The organism is Klebsiella sp. SWET4 (assembly GCF_024296565.1).
GTDB lineage: Bacteria > Pseudomonadota > Gammaproteobacteria > Enterobacterales > Enterobacteriaceae > Klebsiella > Klebsiella variicola.
On the sequence record NZ_JANCOB010000001.1, the window covers coordinates 474,273 to 487,141 of the forward strand.

Below are 12,869 nucleotides of genomic sequence, written 5' to 3' on the forward strand. Positions count from 1 at the left end.
GAGTGGACGCGATTAAAGGCTCGGAGTTGCAAATACCGGACGCGATCTTCGCGTGGGTGCTCGACGGGCAGGGGGGCGTGAAGCCGCTCACCGATAACGATATTATCGACAAAGACAAGCCCTGCTGGCTGCATCTGAATTATACCCACAGCGACAGCGCCGACTGGCTGGCGGCCACCCCGTTGCTGCCCAACAACGTGCGTGACGCCCTGGCGGGGGAGAGCACCCGGCCACGGGTGACGCGGATCGGCGACGGGGCGCTGATCACCCTGCGCTGCATTAACGGCAGTACCGATGAGCGTCCCGACCAGCTGGTGGCGATGCGTCTGTATATGGACGAGCGGCTGATCGTCTCCACCCGTCAGCGCAAGGTGCTGGCGCTGGACGATGTGCTGGGTGACCTGAAGGAGGGCAATGGCCCGACGGACGGCGGCAGCTGGCTGGTGGAAGTCTGCGATGCGCTGACCGATCATGCCAGCGAGTTTATCGAACAGCTGCACGACCGCATTATCGACCTGGAAGATGACCTGCTTGACCAACAGGTGCCACCGCGCGGTTTTCTCGCGCTGCTGCGTAAGCAACTGATTGTGATGCGCCGCTATATGGCGCCGCAGCGCGACGTTTACGCCCGACTGGCCAGCGAGCGGCTGCTGTGGATGAGTGACGATCAGCGGCGGCGGATGCAGGATATCGCTGAGCGGCTGGGGCGCGGTCTGGATGAGATCGACAGCTGTATCGCCCGGACGGCGATCATGAGCGACGAGATCGCCCAGATTATGCAGGAGTCGCTGGCGCGGCGGACCTACACGATGTCGTTGATGGCGATGGTGTTTCTGCCCAGCACCTTTTTAACCGGCCTGTTCGGCGTCAACCTTGGCGGGATCCCGGGAAACAGCTGGCATCTGGGGTTTAGCCTCTTCTGCCTGATGTTAGTTGTTGTCATCGGTGGTGTTGCGTGGTGGTTACATCGCAGTAAATGGTTGTAAAGAATCGCCTTTTAGCGGCCGCATTGCCGGGAAAACCCGGCAATGTTTGAGCGAAATCAATAAACCACCTACCCATTCAGGGCAATATCTCTCTCGCAGGTGAATGCAACGTCAAGCGATGGGCGTTGCGCTCCATATTGTCTTACTTCCTTTTTTGAATTACTGCATAGCACAATTGATTCGTACGACGCCGACTTTGTTGAGTCGGCTTTTTTTTTGCGCTCTCCGGACCAGCTTCTACGCTTACTAAGACACCCGACGGTCTTCAGGCCGTTAAGCCTGCGGGTACGCCCGTATTACTCTCCGGGAGGCCTCTATGCATTACGCTTCAGGGCTGACAGCCCAGTCTATCCCCATCTCACCCGAGCCGAACGATCCGGCTCCTTTACCCGACCCACGACCGCGTCCGCAGCCGCAGCCCGATCCGCCGCCTGACGAAGAGCCGATTAAATTGTCGCATCAGGCGCGGAGATCTGCGAGGATACGCGCCTGCAGATTGTCCGTCCTTTAATACGAGAATACATTGTGACCGCTTTTTCTACCCTGACTGTTTTACCTGCCGCCCAATTAGCCAACCTTAATGAGCTGGGTTATCTGTCGATGACCCCGGTTCAGGCCGCCGCCCTGCCGGCGATCCTTGCGGGGAAAGATGTGCGCGTGCAGGCAAAAACCGGCAGCGGAAAAACGGCCGCATTCGGGCTGGGTCTGCTGCAGCATATCGATCCGGCGCGCTTTGAAACCCAGTCGCTGGTCCTGTGTCCGACCCGCGAGCTGGCCGATCAGGTTGCCGGTGAGCTGCGTCGCCTGGCGCGCTGCCTGCCGAACATCAAGATTCTGATGCTCTGCGGCGGGCAGCCCTTTGGCGCCCAGCGAGATTCACTCCAGCACGCCCCGCATATCATCGTCGCCACCCCGGGCCGTCTGCTCGATCATCTGCAGAAGGGGACGGTCTCCCTTGACGCGTTGCAGACCCTGGTGATGGATGAAGCGGACCGCATGCTCGATATGGGCTTCAGCGACGCCATCGACGAGGTGATCCGCTTCGCGCCGGCTGACCGGCAGACCCTGCTGTTTTCCGCCACCTGGCCGGCGGCAATCGCGGCGATCAGTGGCCGGGTGCAGCGCAATCCGCAGACAATTGAGATCGACACTGTCGATGCGCTCCCGGCGATTGAGCAGCAGTTCTTTGAAGTTTCCCGCCACGGTAAGATTGCCCTGCTGCAACGCCTGCTCAGCCAGCATCAGCCCGCATCCTGTGTGGTGTTCTGCAACACCAAACGCGATTGCCAGGCGGTCTGCGATGCGCTCAACGCCGCCGGGCAGAGCGCCTTGTCGCTGCATGGTGATCTCGAGCAGCGCGACCGCGATCAGACGCTGGTGCGCTTCGCCAACGGCAGCGTCCGGGTTCTGGTGGCGACCGACGTCGCCGCCCGCGGCCTCGACATCAAATCCCTCGCGCTGGTGGTGAACTTCGAGCTGGCCTGGGATCCGGAGGTGCATGTTCACCGCATCGGCCGTACCGCCCGCGCCGGCGAACAAGGGCTGGCCATCAGCTTCTGTGCGCCGGAAGAGGCGCAGCGCGCCACGATCCTGGCCGACATGCTGCAGCTCTCCCTGAACTGGCTGCCGGCGCCGACGGGCAACACCATCGCACCGCTGACGGCGGAGATGGCCACGCTGTGTATTGACGGCGGTAAAAAGGCGAAAATGCGCCCGGGAGATGTGCTGGGAGCCCTGACCGGGGATATGGGTTTTGACGGTGCCGATATCGGCAAAATTACCGTCCATCCGGCTCATGTCTATGTGGCGATCCGCCAGAATATGGCGCAGAAGGCGTATAAGCAGTTACAAAATGGCAAGATTAAGGGCAAAGCCTGCCGCGTTCGACTGCTGAAGTAAGGGCAGGTTAGTGCGTCTCAGGCGGCTGCCTGAGACGCGTGAGGGTTACTTCACTTCCACCACGTTCAGACGCAGTTCATCGAGACGGGCGTCTTCTTCTTCCGGCTGCCAGCCGGCAGGCTGCAGGGGAATCTCTTCCCGGTCAAACGCCAGATCGCCACCGTCCACCACCTCGGAGCCGTGGGTGATACCTTTAAAGTCAAACAGATTGACATCGCTCAGATGTGAAGGCACCACGTTCTGCATCGCGCTGAACATGGTTTCAATGCGCCCAGGATAACGCTTATCCCAGTCGCGGAGCATATCGGCGATCACCTGACGCTGCAGATTTGGCTGCGAACCGCACAGGTTGCACGGAATAATCGGGAAGCCTTTGGCCTGGGAGAAGCGCTCGATGTCCTTTTCGCGGCAGTACGCCAGCGGGCGGATGACGATGTGTTTGCCGTCGTCGCTCATTAGCTTCGGCGGCATCCCTTTCATTTTGCCGCCGTAGAACATATTCAGGAACAGCGTCTGCAGGATGTCATCGCGATGATGGCCGAGGGCGATCTTGGTCGCCCCGAGCTCGGTGGCGGTACGGTAGAGGATACCGCGACGCAGGCGAGAGCACAGCGAGCAGGTGGTTTTCCCTTCCGGGATCTTCTCTTTGACGATGCCGTAGGTATTCTCTTCGACAATCTTGTATTCCACGCCCAGCTGCTCAAGATACGCCGGCAGAATATGCTCCGGGAACCCAGGCTGTTTCTGATCGAGGTTCACCGCCACCAGCGAGAAGGAGATGGGCGCGCTTTTCTGCAGATTACGCAGGATCTCCAACATGGTATAGCTGTCCTTGCCGCCAGAAAGACAAACCATAATGCGGTCGCCCTCTTCAATCATATTGAAGTCGGCAATCGCCTCACCGACGTTGCGGCGCAGACGTTTCTGCAGCTTATCGATGTTGTACTTTTCTTTTTTACTGATTTCTTGGTTTTGCAGCATGTAATAGTGGCTCAATTCATAGTGTGGCATCAGAAGAGCACGCGTTCTGCCAGCCTGGACAACGTGGCGCTGGCGCGTAGCAATTAATGAGGTCTGACAGACAACCGTGGCGTGTATGGTACGGATTCAGGGGCAGAATGTCAGCATCTTTCCGGCACTTTCCGCTGCGGGCAGGCAGGCGGAGGCGGTGTAAGCGGAAATAAAAAGCCCGCCGGGCGGCGGGCTGTGGCGCTAACGCACCACCAGGACTGAGCACTCGGCGTGGCGGACCACCGCGGCGGCGTTGGAGCCCAGCAGATAGGTGGTGATATCTGGCCGGTGCGACGCGATGATCACCAGGTCGGCGGGTAGCGACTTGGCCAGCGCGAGGATTTTATCTTTTGGCGACCCTTCGGCGACGTGAAAATGCATCCGATCTTCCGGGATGGAAAATTGTTTGGCGATCTCTTTAAGCTGCGTTTCCGTTCCTTCGCGCAGCTCATCCATACCCGGCAGTTCGGCGGTGTAAGCCATTCCTAGTGAGGCATAATAGGGCAGGGAAGGGATCACGGAGAGGAAATGGACCTCGGCGTCGTCAATCCGTGCTTCCGATTCAACGTGACTGATAATGCGTTCAGTAAATTCTTTATCAGAGATATCGATAGGGACAAGAATCATTCTGCTCATAAAAACCTCCTGTTTAAGTATCCCCTCACATTGTACGGCATTAGAGCACGTTTTGTATCATGACCGTGGTCACACTTTGACATTAACGTGGCTTGCGTTCGGGGAATTTCCCTTTGATCACGCCGTCATAAAATCGTCCTTTTGACACCACCTGTAAAAAATCGCGGAAAATACGCGGTGGCACGCCGGTATATTGCAACGGCGGCTGGTGATAAAAATAGATTTCCAGTGTGGCGGAGGCGTCATCGTAGGCGACAGAGATAATTCGGGATGATTTTACCGGGTGATGATGCATGGTGGACGTCCTCGGGCAAGCACTGACTGAGCACGACTATATCACTAAATGGACGGCTATTTTAACCAGCGGGATATATTGTTTTGTTTTATCTACTGTACGGCGGGAGGAAGAAGCCCGCCGGAACCGGCGGGCTGGCGCATCAGAACTGGTAAACCAGGCCCAGGGCGACGATGTTGTCGGTAGAGATACCGTTGTCTTTGTAGAAGCTGTCGTTGTCATCCAGCAGGTTGATTTTGTAATCAACGTAGGTAGACATATTACGGTTGAAGTAATAGGTAGCGCCAACGTCCATATATTTGACCAGATCTTTATCGGCGTAGCGGCCGTTATTATAGAGATCTTTGCCTTTGGACTGCAGGTAGGAGATGGCCGGACGCAGGCCGAAGTCGAACTGATACTGCGCGGTGACTTCGAAGTTTTGCGTTTTATTGGCCACGCCGTCATTGCCGTACGGGGTCATATTGCGGGTTTCTGAGTACATGGTCGCCAGGTAGATATTGTTGGCGTCGTACTTCAGGCCGGCGGTCCAGGCTTCGGCTTTATCGCCGCGGGCGTTGGTCTGGGTCATCTGATCGTTGGTACGGTCAGAAGAGGTGTAGGCCGCTGCCGCGCTGATGCCCATGCCGAAGTCATAAGAGGTGGAGAGACCGAAGCCATCGCCATTGTCGAAGCGAACATCGCTGTCGCTGCTGCGGTTATTGGTGCCGACGTTGATATCCTGCGCGTTCTGACCTTCGTTTTTACCCTGATACTGCAGGGCAAAGTTCAGACCCTCCACCAGGCCAAAGAAATCGCTGTTGCGGTAGGTCGCGACGCCGTTGGCGCGGCCTGCCATAAAGTTATCCGCATAGGTGTAGGAGTCGCCGCCGAACTCCGGCAGCATATCGGTCCAGCCTTCGACGTCGTACAGCACGCCGTAGTTACGACCGTAGTCGAAGGAGCCGTAATCGCCGACTTTGATACCCGCGAATGCCAGACGGGTCCACGCCTGATCGCTGGAGCTCTCGGTGTTGTTGGCCTGAACGTTATATTCCCACTGACCATAGCCGGTAAGCATATCGTTGATCTGGGTTTCGCCTTTAAAGCCGAAACGCAAATAAGTTTGATCGCCGTCTTTTTTCGAGTCGCTGGAGAAATAGTGCAGACCGTCTACCTTGCCATAGAGATCTAATTTATTTCCGTCTTTATTATAAATTTCCGCCGCATGGACGGCACCGGCGGCTAATAAAGCCGGAATAACGAGGGCCAGTACTTTTCTTTTCATGAAGAAATTCCTTTAACTGTTTTTATGTTTTAGCTTCCGGGAAGGAAGTGAACTCATGCTAAAGGAGCGGTCTGAGATATGGTAAGACTCAATTGTTACGATATAAGTAAAATCTAAAATAAATAATACCAAAGAAATGGTGATAATTATGCTGAATATATCCGTGGATAATATACAAAATAAAAATTATACATGCCCAGGGTAATCACGTATTATTCGCACGTTATATGCCTTTATTGTCATGCCAATTATTTATTGTTGCCGTCTCATTCTGCGGAATGATTTTGTTTATCGGTAAAACGACAAGCCCGAACAACATGTTCGGGCTTTTTTTATGGCTGCAGGATGGAAAATAACCTTAGCCTTCGCTCGGTGATTTCTCCGCTTTGCCGGCCAGCTGGGCGAGGAAGTCATACCGTTTCTGCAGATCGGCGGCGGCGTCTTTCCACAACTGCTCCGCCACCTCCGGCTGCTGGGCGTTCAGGCGACGGAAGCGTTGCTCGTTGAGCAGCGTCTCGGCCAGCGCGTCGGACGGCGGACGAGAATCCAGCGCCAGCGGCAGTTTGCCTTCGTCAGCGCGACGCGGGTCGAAGCGGTAGAGCGGCCAGAATCCAGTGGCGGTCAGCTGACGCATCTGATCGTGGCTGAGCGCCAGATCGTAGCCGTGCTCTTCGCAAGGACTGTAGGCGATGATCAGCGACGGTCCCGGATAGGCTTCCGCTTCCTGAATCGCTTTCACCGTCTGGTTCAGCTGCGCGCCCAGCGAAATCTGCGCCACATAGACATGACCGTACATCATCATGCTGACGCCCAGATCTTTGCGCGCCTTGCGTTTACCGTGTTCGCCAAACTTAGTGACCGCCCCCAGCGGGGTGGCTTTTGACGCCTGGCCGCCGGTGTTGGAGTAACACTGGGTATCCAGCACCAGAATGTTGACGTTTTCCGTCAGGCTCAGCACATGATCCAGACCGCCGAAGCCAATATCGTAGGCCCAGCCGTCGCCACCGATCAGCCAGACGGATTTCTCCACCAGCGCGTCAGCATCGGTCAGCAGCTCTTCAGCGCCGTCCACGCCGGCCAGCGCCTGGCGCAGGGCCGCCACCTGTTCGCGGCGTACTTCCGGCGTCGCCTCGGCATGCAGCGCCGCGTTCAACTCTGCCGGCAGTTTGTCGGCAAATTCGCTCAGCAGGCGCATCACGCGCTGACGGTGCTGGTCGACGGTTAAGCGGAAGCCGAGCCCGAATTCAGCGTTATCCTCAAACAGCGAGTTGGCCCATGCCGGGCCGCGGCCGTTGGCGTCGGTCGTATACGGCGTCGAGGGCAGGTTGCCGCCGTAAATGGAGGAGCAGCCGGTAGCATTGGCAATCAACATCCGATCGCCATACAGCTGGGTCAGCAGTTTGATATACGGCGTTTCGCCACAGCCGGAGCAGGCGCCGGAGTATTCAAACAGCGGGCTGATCAGCTGCGAGGTGCGAATATCTATCCGCTCCAGTTTTGTGCGGTCGATTTCCGGCAGGTTGAGGAAGTAATCGTAATTGACCTTCTCCTCTTCCACATGCTCCAGGCGCGACATCATATTGATGGCCTTGATCTCCGGGTTCTGGCGATCTTTCGCCGGGCACACTTCAACGCACAGGTTGCAGCCGGTGCAGTCTTCCGGGGCGACCTGCAGAACGTATTTTTGTCCGCGCATATCGCGGGATTTGACGTCCAGCGAGTGCAGACTGGCAGGGGCGTTCTCCATCTCTTCCGGCGCGACCACTTTGGCGCGGATCGCCGAGTGCGGGCAGGCGGCGACGCAGTGGTTGCACTGCGTACACAGCGCTTCCTTCCAGATGGGGATCTCTTCGGCGATATTGCGTTTCTCCCAGCGCGTGGTGCCCATGGGCCAGGTGCCGTCCGGCGGCAGGGCGGAGACCGGCAGCGCATCGCCGAGGCCGGCCAGCATCGCGGCGGTGACCGTTTTGACGAAATCCGGCGCGGCGTCGGAGACCACCGGCGGGCGGTTCGGACTGCTGGCGTTCACTGGCTGGAGCGGCACTTCCGCCAGCGATTCCCGGGCCAGGGCCAGCGCCTGCCAGTTGCGTTCCACCAGCTCCTGGCCTTTGCTGCTGTAGCTTTTGGCGATGGCTGCCTGCAGTTCCGCCAGCGCGCTGTCGCCCGGCAGGATGCGGGTGAGATGGAAGAACGCCATCTGCATCACGGTATTAATGCGCGCGCCGAGGCTGCACTCGCGGGCGATTTTCGCCGCGTTGACCACGTAAAAACGCGCTTTTTTCTGATTCAGGGTGGCCTGGACTTCCTGCGGCAGGCGAGACCAGACCTCATCGGCGCCGTAAGGCGTGTTGAGCAGGAAAATACCGCCGGGCTTCAGCCGCTCGGCCATCTGGTATTTATCGATAAACTGTAGCTGGTGGCAGCCGACGAAATCAGCCTGCGAAATCAGATACGAAGAACGAATCGGTTTTTCGCTGACGCGCAGATGCGACACGGTGAGGCCGCCCGCTTTCTTCGAGTCATAGACAAAATAGCCCTGTGAGAACCACGGGGTCGAGTTGCCGATGATTTTGATGTTGTTTTTGGTGGCTGACACGCTGCCATCGCTGCCGAGACCGTAGAACAGGGCCTCGAGCTTGGCCTCTGCCGGCAGGGTATTTTCGCCCAACGGCAGCGACAGGTTGGTCACGTCATCATAGATCCCGACGGTAAAGCGCGGCTTCGGCTGAGCGGACTGCAGTTCACTGAATATCGCCAGTACGCATTCCGGACCAAACTCCTTGGAGGAGAGACCGTAGCGGCCGCCGATAGTGCGCGGTAGCGTCTCGCGCTCGCCGCGGTTAAAGGCTTCCGCCAGGGCGGTCATCACATCGAGATACAGCGGTTCGGCAAGCGCGCCGGGTTCTTTGGTGCGATCCAGTACGGCAACCGCGCGGGCGCTCTCCGGCAGCGCTGCCAGCAGGTGGGCGGCGGAGAACGGGCGATAGAGGCGCACTTTCAGCACGCCGACTTTCTCGCCGCGGCTCAGCAGTTCATCAACCACCTCTTCGCAGGTACCGATGGCCGAACCCATAATGACGATCACGCGCTCTGCCTGCGGGTGGCCGTAAAACTCAAACGGTTTGTACTGACGGCCGGTGGCGGCGGCGAAGTCGTTCATCGCCGTCTCAACATGGTCATAGACCGCGTCGTACCACGGATTGGTGGCCTCCCGGGACTGGAAGTACGTGTCGGGGTTGGCCGAGGTTCCGCGGATCACCGGGTGTTCCGGATTGAGCGCGCGCTGGCGATGCTCGGCGATTTTATCCTGCGGTAGCAGGGAGCGAATGGTGTCATCCGCCAGCGGGGCGATTTTGTTGATTTCGTGCGAGGTGCGGAAGCCATCAAAGAAATGAATAAACGGCACCCGGCTTTGCAGGGTGGCGATATGCGAGATCAGCGCAAAATCCTGCGCCTCCTGGACGCTGCTGGCGCACAGCATGGCGCAACCGGTCTGCCGCACGGCCATCACATCGGAATGATCGCCGAAGATCGATAGCGCGTGGGTGGCGACGGTGCGGGCGGCGACGTGCAGCACAAACGGCATCAGCTGGCCGGCCAGTTTGTACAGCGTGGGGATCATCAGCAGCAGACCCTGCGATGAGGTAAAGGAGGTGGAGAGGGCGCCGGTCTGCAGCGCGCCATGTACGGCGCCAATGGCGCCTGCCTCCGACTGCATTTCGACCACCCGGGGAACATCGCCCCAGACGTTTTTCAGCCCATTGCCGGCCCAGGCGTCAGCCTGTTCCGCCATCGTTGAACTGGGCGTGATCGGGTAGATGGCGATAACTTCACTGGTGCGAAACGCGACGGAAGCGACCGCGCCATTACCATCAATCGTAATCATATGAAGACACCCTTACATTGCGCAAAAGAATGGACACGTGAAACCGCGACGCGCCCTGTAATTATATAAGGGGTAGTTTAGCAAACCGTTGGCGCGGCCATTTTTGCATTTGTGTCCTCAATGCGCCGGCCACCAGTGACCAGATCAATATTTTGCATGGTTCGCGGAGAAAATGGCTTCCTGCCGAGTGTCGAATCACGTGCGCCCGGCGACCAGGCCGGAGCAGATCAAGCTTTCGGCGAAAATTTGCTAGAAAATGTTAATGAGGCGCATAAATACGTACTTCCCCCCTCGACGCCGCCCGCCACGCTGCCTATTATTCTGGGGTTTGCTTTTTTAAGACGTTTCCGAGGGGAGAGAGAATGCGAGCTGCGATATTAGTAGGTTGTGCGGCGCTGTTGCTGTCGGCGTGCAGTAGTGAACCCGTTCAGCAGGCCACGGCGGCGCACGTCACGCCAGGCATGCGGGCGGCGATGAGCGACGCCGGTCAGGCCAACTGCGCCATGATAGGCGGCTCGTTATCGGTGGCTCGTCAGCTCGATGGTTCGGCGATTGGCATGTGCGCGCTGCCGAACGGCAAACGCTGCAGCGAGCAGGCGCTGGCGGGCGGCAGCTGCGGCTACTAACGGCGGCCCCGTCGCGGGGCAGCGTCAGCGGCACCTCAATGCCGGCTAGTGCATCAGGTCGGCGAGCTTATAGACCAGCGTCTGGTCGGCGGTCGCCAGCGTCAACTGGTTTTCCGTCAGATCGACCTGCGCGCCTTCGCGCAACATCTTGCCGATCGTCGCGTCAAGGGTATTAAGCTGGGCATCGTGGCACAGCATCCGGGTCATCGCCAGCGACTTCACCTTCAGCTCGCCGTCCGACACCTTGCCTTCCCCGCTAAAACCGTTGCACATATTGCCCGAAACATACATCTTGCCCGTAATAGCCATCTTCTCGCCGAAGCTCAGCTCCAGCGGCCGGTCGCCGGAGCTGACCGCCTGGCCGTTGACGCTGGTCAGCACGAAGCGATGATGCTGCAGCTGTTCCGCGCCGGTGGACACCTTACTGTTATAGACACAGCCGGACAACAGCATACCTGCCGCCAGTAGCGCCGCCAATTTGTTCATTTTCACTCCAAAACATTCACATTTCTAATAAAACCAAGCCAGTGTAACGGTATCGCAGCGGGGATCTGTGGGGATTATCTGAATGTGCTCCCCCCGGGAGAGGAGCACAAAAGGGAAAGGAATCAGACGATGGCGTTCGGGCAGGTTTCGCCGTTGGCGACCTGCTGCAGGTTGCCCAGGGTGGTCTCCGAAATGCTGATCAGCGCCTCAGCGGTGAGGAACGCCTGGTGGCCGGTGAACAGCACGTTGTGACAGGCGGAGAGGCGGCGGAAAACGTCGTCCTGGATCACATCGTTGGATTTGTCTTCAAAGAACAGATCGCGTTCGTTCTCATAAACATCCAGCCCCAGCGCGCCAATTTTCTGGTGCTTCAGGGCGTCGATGGCCGCTTGGGAGTCGATCAGCGCGCCGCGGCTGGTGTTAATCACCATCACCCCGTCCTTCATCTGGTCAAACGCCTCGCGATTGAGCAGATGGTAGTTTTCGTCGGTCAGCGGGCAGTGCAGGGAGATCACGTCCGACTCCTTGTACAGTGTAGCGAGGTCGACATATTCCACCCCCAGCTCCAGCGCGGCGGCGCTTGGGTACGGGTCGAACGCCAGCAGGCGCATGCCGAAACCTTTGAGGATCCGCAGCATCGCCACGCCAATTTTCCCGGTGCCGATCACCCCGGCGGTTTTACCGTACATGGTGAAACCGGTGAGGCCTTCGAGGGAGAAGTTGGCATCACGGGTACGCTGATAGGCGCGGTGGATGCGACGGTTGAGCGACATCATCATACCGATCGCATGCTCAGCGACGGCTTCCGGCGAGTACGCCGGGACGCGGACCACGCGCAGGCCAAGCTCCTTTGCCGCCTCGAGGTCGACGTTGTTAAATCCGGCGCAGCGCAGAGCGATATACTTCACTCCGTGGGCCTTTAGCTCTTCCAGCACCGGGCGGCTGCCGTCGTCATTGACGAAGATACACACCGCTTCGCAACCGTTGGCGGTTTTGGCGGTCTTCGCTGTCAGCAGGAAGTCGAAGAATTCCAGTTCAAAGCCGTAGGTATCATTCACGTGCTGCAGGTACTTTTTATCGTACTGCTTCGTACTGTAAACCGCGATTTTCATAAGACTTTTCTCCAGTGATTATAACGTCACGGTAGCATATTTAAAATAATCGTACAATTATTAAAAAATAGTTTAAGTGTCAGGTGCTTATGCTAATTCTAGAGCATATCGCGGATTTGCGGAATCTCTTTGAAAGACAAAGTTTTTTCACCACAAACTGAGGCTTAAAGCGCCGGGGGAGAGCAGCAGAAACGGCCACAGCAGACCGGAGCTGACGTTAGCTAGCTGAAACGACCACAGCGGCAGGCCGCTGGCGCCGCTGACCAGGGGCAGGGTGGCGCGCAGGGGAGAGAGGAAGCGACTGAAAAAGACCGCCCACAGCCCGCGGCGCTGAAAAAAGAGTCGGCTGCGGGCCAGCCGCGCGGCGGTCAGCCAGCGTAACTGCGTGAGGCGGTGGCGATAGCGAACGCCTAACCACCACGAGAGCCAGAATCCGCCGATGGCGCCGAGGCTGGCGCTGGACCACATTAACAGGAAATGACCGAGGCTGGCGGAAGCGAATGTCCCCAACAGCAGCAGACCGGAGGTGCCCGGGATCGCCAGCGACACCAGCGCGCAGGATTTAGTGAAGGTAAGCAGGAAAACCATTAGTAATACCAATGGATAGTGGCCCTGTGCGCTCTCAATGAGCGAGATAATTAACGACACGGTTTCTCCCGCAAGCC

General features: G+C 58.0%; 12 protein-coding genes. 4 read left to right on the plus strand and 8 right to left on the minus strand.

The window, feature by feature from the left end; genetic code table 11:
* The first annotated feature begins 2 nt into the window (after positions 1-2).
* From zntB to dbpA, 3 genes are all read left to right on the plus strand, one after another.
* Positions 3-986 carry a zinc transporter ZntB gene (zntB, locus tag NKJ21_RS02570; RefSeq protein ID WP_032735417.1) on the plus strand — a complete coding sequence of 328 codons (984 nt, stop codon included), beginning with the start codon at positions 3-5 and terminating at the stop codon, positions 984-986.
* Between the two features lie 334 nt (positions 987-1,320).
* Complete coding sequence (locus NKJ21_RS27685; protein ID WP_369707647.1) at positions 1,321-1,497, plus strand: hypothetical protein; 177 nt, start codon at positions 1,321-1,323, stop codon at positions 1,495-1,497.
* A gap of 14 nt (positions 1,498-1,511) precedes the next feature.
* Positions 1,512-2,885, plus strand: a complete 1,374-nt coding sequence (gene dbpA, locus NKJ21_RS02575) for an ATP-dependent RNA helicase DbpA (protein WP_008805151.1) — start codon at positions 1,512-1,514, stop codon at positions 2,883-2,885.
* 45 nt (positions 2,886-2,930) lie between these two features.
* Here dbpA and ttcA read toward each other — a convergent pair whose 3' ends face one another.
* From ttcA to nifJ, 5 genes are all read right to left on the minus strand, one after another.
* On the minus strand, positions 2,931-3,866 hold the full coding sequence (ttcA, locus tag NKJ21_RS02580) for a tRNA 2-thiocytidine(32) synthetase TtcA (protein ID WP_008805150.1): 936 nt from the start codon (positions 3,864-3,866) through the stop codon (positions 2,931-2,933).
* A gap of 231 nt (positions 3,867-4,097) precedes the next feature.
* Positions 4,098-4,532, minus strand: a complete 435-nt coding sequence (gene uspF, locus NKJ21_RS02585) for a universal stress protein UspF (RefSeq protein ID WP_008805149.1) — start codon at positions 4,530-4,532, stop codon at positions 4,098-4,100.
* Between the two features lie 82 nt (positions 4,533-4,614).
* On the minus strand, positions 4,615-4,827 hold the full coding sequence (locus NKJ21_RS02590; protein WP_008805148.1) for a KTSC domain-containing protein: 213 nt from the start codon (positions 4,825-4,827) through the stop codon (positions 4,615-4,617).
* Between the two features lie 142 nt (positions 4,828-4,969).
* Positions 4,970-6,094 (minus strand): porin OmpK37, encoded by a 1,125-nt coding sequence (ompK37, locus tag NKJ21_RS02595; protein ID WP_080928676.1) that lies wholly within the window; start codon positions 6,092-6,094, stop codon positions 4,970-4,972.
* A gap of 358 nt (positions 6,095-6,452) precedes the next feature.
* The gene (nifJ, locus tag NKJ21_RS02600; protein ID WP_101139489.1) at positions 6,453-9,980 is read right to left on the minus strand and encodes a pyruvate:ferredoxin (flavodoxin) oxidoreductase; all 3,528 of its coding nucleotides are present in this window, start codon (positions 9,978-9,980) and stop codon (positions 6,453-6,455) included.
* A 362-nt stretch (positions 9,981-10,342) separates the two neighbouring features.
* On the opposite strand from nifJ, the gene NKJ21_RS02605 reads away from it, so the two are divergent.
* Positions 10,343-10,606 (plus strand): DUF333 domain-containing protein, encoded by a 264-nt coding sequence (locus tag NKJ21_RS02605; protein ID WP_008805145.1) that lies wholly within the window; start codon positions 10,343-10,345, stop codon positions 10,604-10,606.
* Positions 10,607-10,651: 45 nt separating this feature from the next.
* On the opposite strand, the gene hslJ is transcribed toward NKJ21_RS02605, so the two are convergent.
* The 3 genes from hslJ to NKJ21_RS02620 form a co-directional block, all read right to left on the minus strand.
* A complete protein-coding gene (hslJ, locus tag NKJ21_RS02610) occupies positions 10,652-11,092 on the minus strand; it encodes a heat shock protein HslJ (protein ID WP_012541951.1) in 441 nt (146 codons plus the stop codon).
* 122 nt (positions 11,093-11,214) lie between these two features.
* Positions 11,215-12,204: a 2-hydroxyacid dehydrogenase gene (locus tag NKJ21_RS02615; RefSeq protein WP_008805143.1), complete on the minus strand. Its 990-nt coding sequence runs from the start codon at positions 12,202-12,204 to the stop codon at positions 11,215-11,217.
* Positions 12,205-12,351: 147 nt separating this feature from the next.
* Positions 12,352-12,852 carry a DedA family protein gene (locus NKJ21_RS02620; protein WP_239270369.1) on the minus strand — a complete coding sequence of 167 codons (501 nt, stop codon included), beginning with the start codon at positions 12,850-12,852 and terminating at the stop codon, positions 12,352-12,354.
* Positions 12,853-12,869: the final 17 nt, after the last annotated feature.

Bases quoted from the DNA above. Each gene is read 5' to 3' on its own strand.
- ttcA (WP_008805150.1), bottom strand. From the start codon at position 3,866: ATGCTGCAAAACCAAGAAATCAGTAAAAAAGAAAAGTACAACATCGAT.
- uspF (WP_008805149.1), bottom strand. From the start codon at position 4,532: ATGAGCAGAATGATTCTTGTCCCTATCGATATCTCTGATAAAGAATTT.
- NKJ21_RS02590 (WP_008805148.1), bottom strand. From the start codon at position 4,827: ATGCATCATCACCCGGTAAAATCATCCCGAATTATCTCTGTCGCCTAC.
- ompK37 (WP_080928676.1), bottom strand. From the start codon at position 6,094: ATGAAAAGAAAAGTACTGGCCCTCGTTATTCCGGCTTTATTAGCCGCC.
- nifJ (WP_101139489.1), bottom strand. From the start codon at position 9,980: ATGATTACGATTGATGGTAATGGCGCGGTCGCTTCCGTCGCGTTTCGC.
- NKJ21_RS02605 (WP_008805145.1), top strand. From the start codon at position 10,343: ATGCGAGCTGCGATATTAGTAGGTTGTGCGGCGCTGTTGCTGTCGGCG.
- hslJ (WP_012541951.1), bottom strand. From the start codon at position 11,092: ATGAACAAATTGGCGGCGCTACTGGCGGCAGGTATGCTGTTGTCCGGC.
- NKJ21_RS02615 (WP_008805143.1), bottom strand. From the start codon at position 12,204: ATGAAAATCGCGGTTTACAGTACGAAGCAGTACGATAAAAAGTACCTG.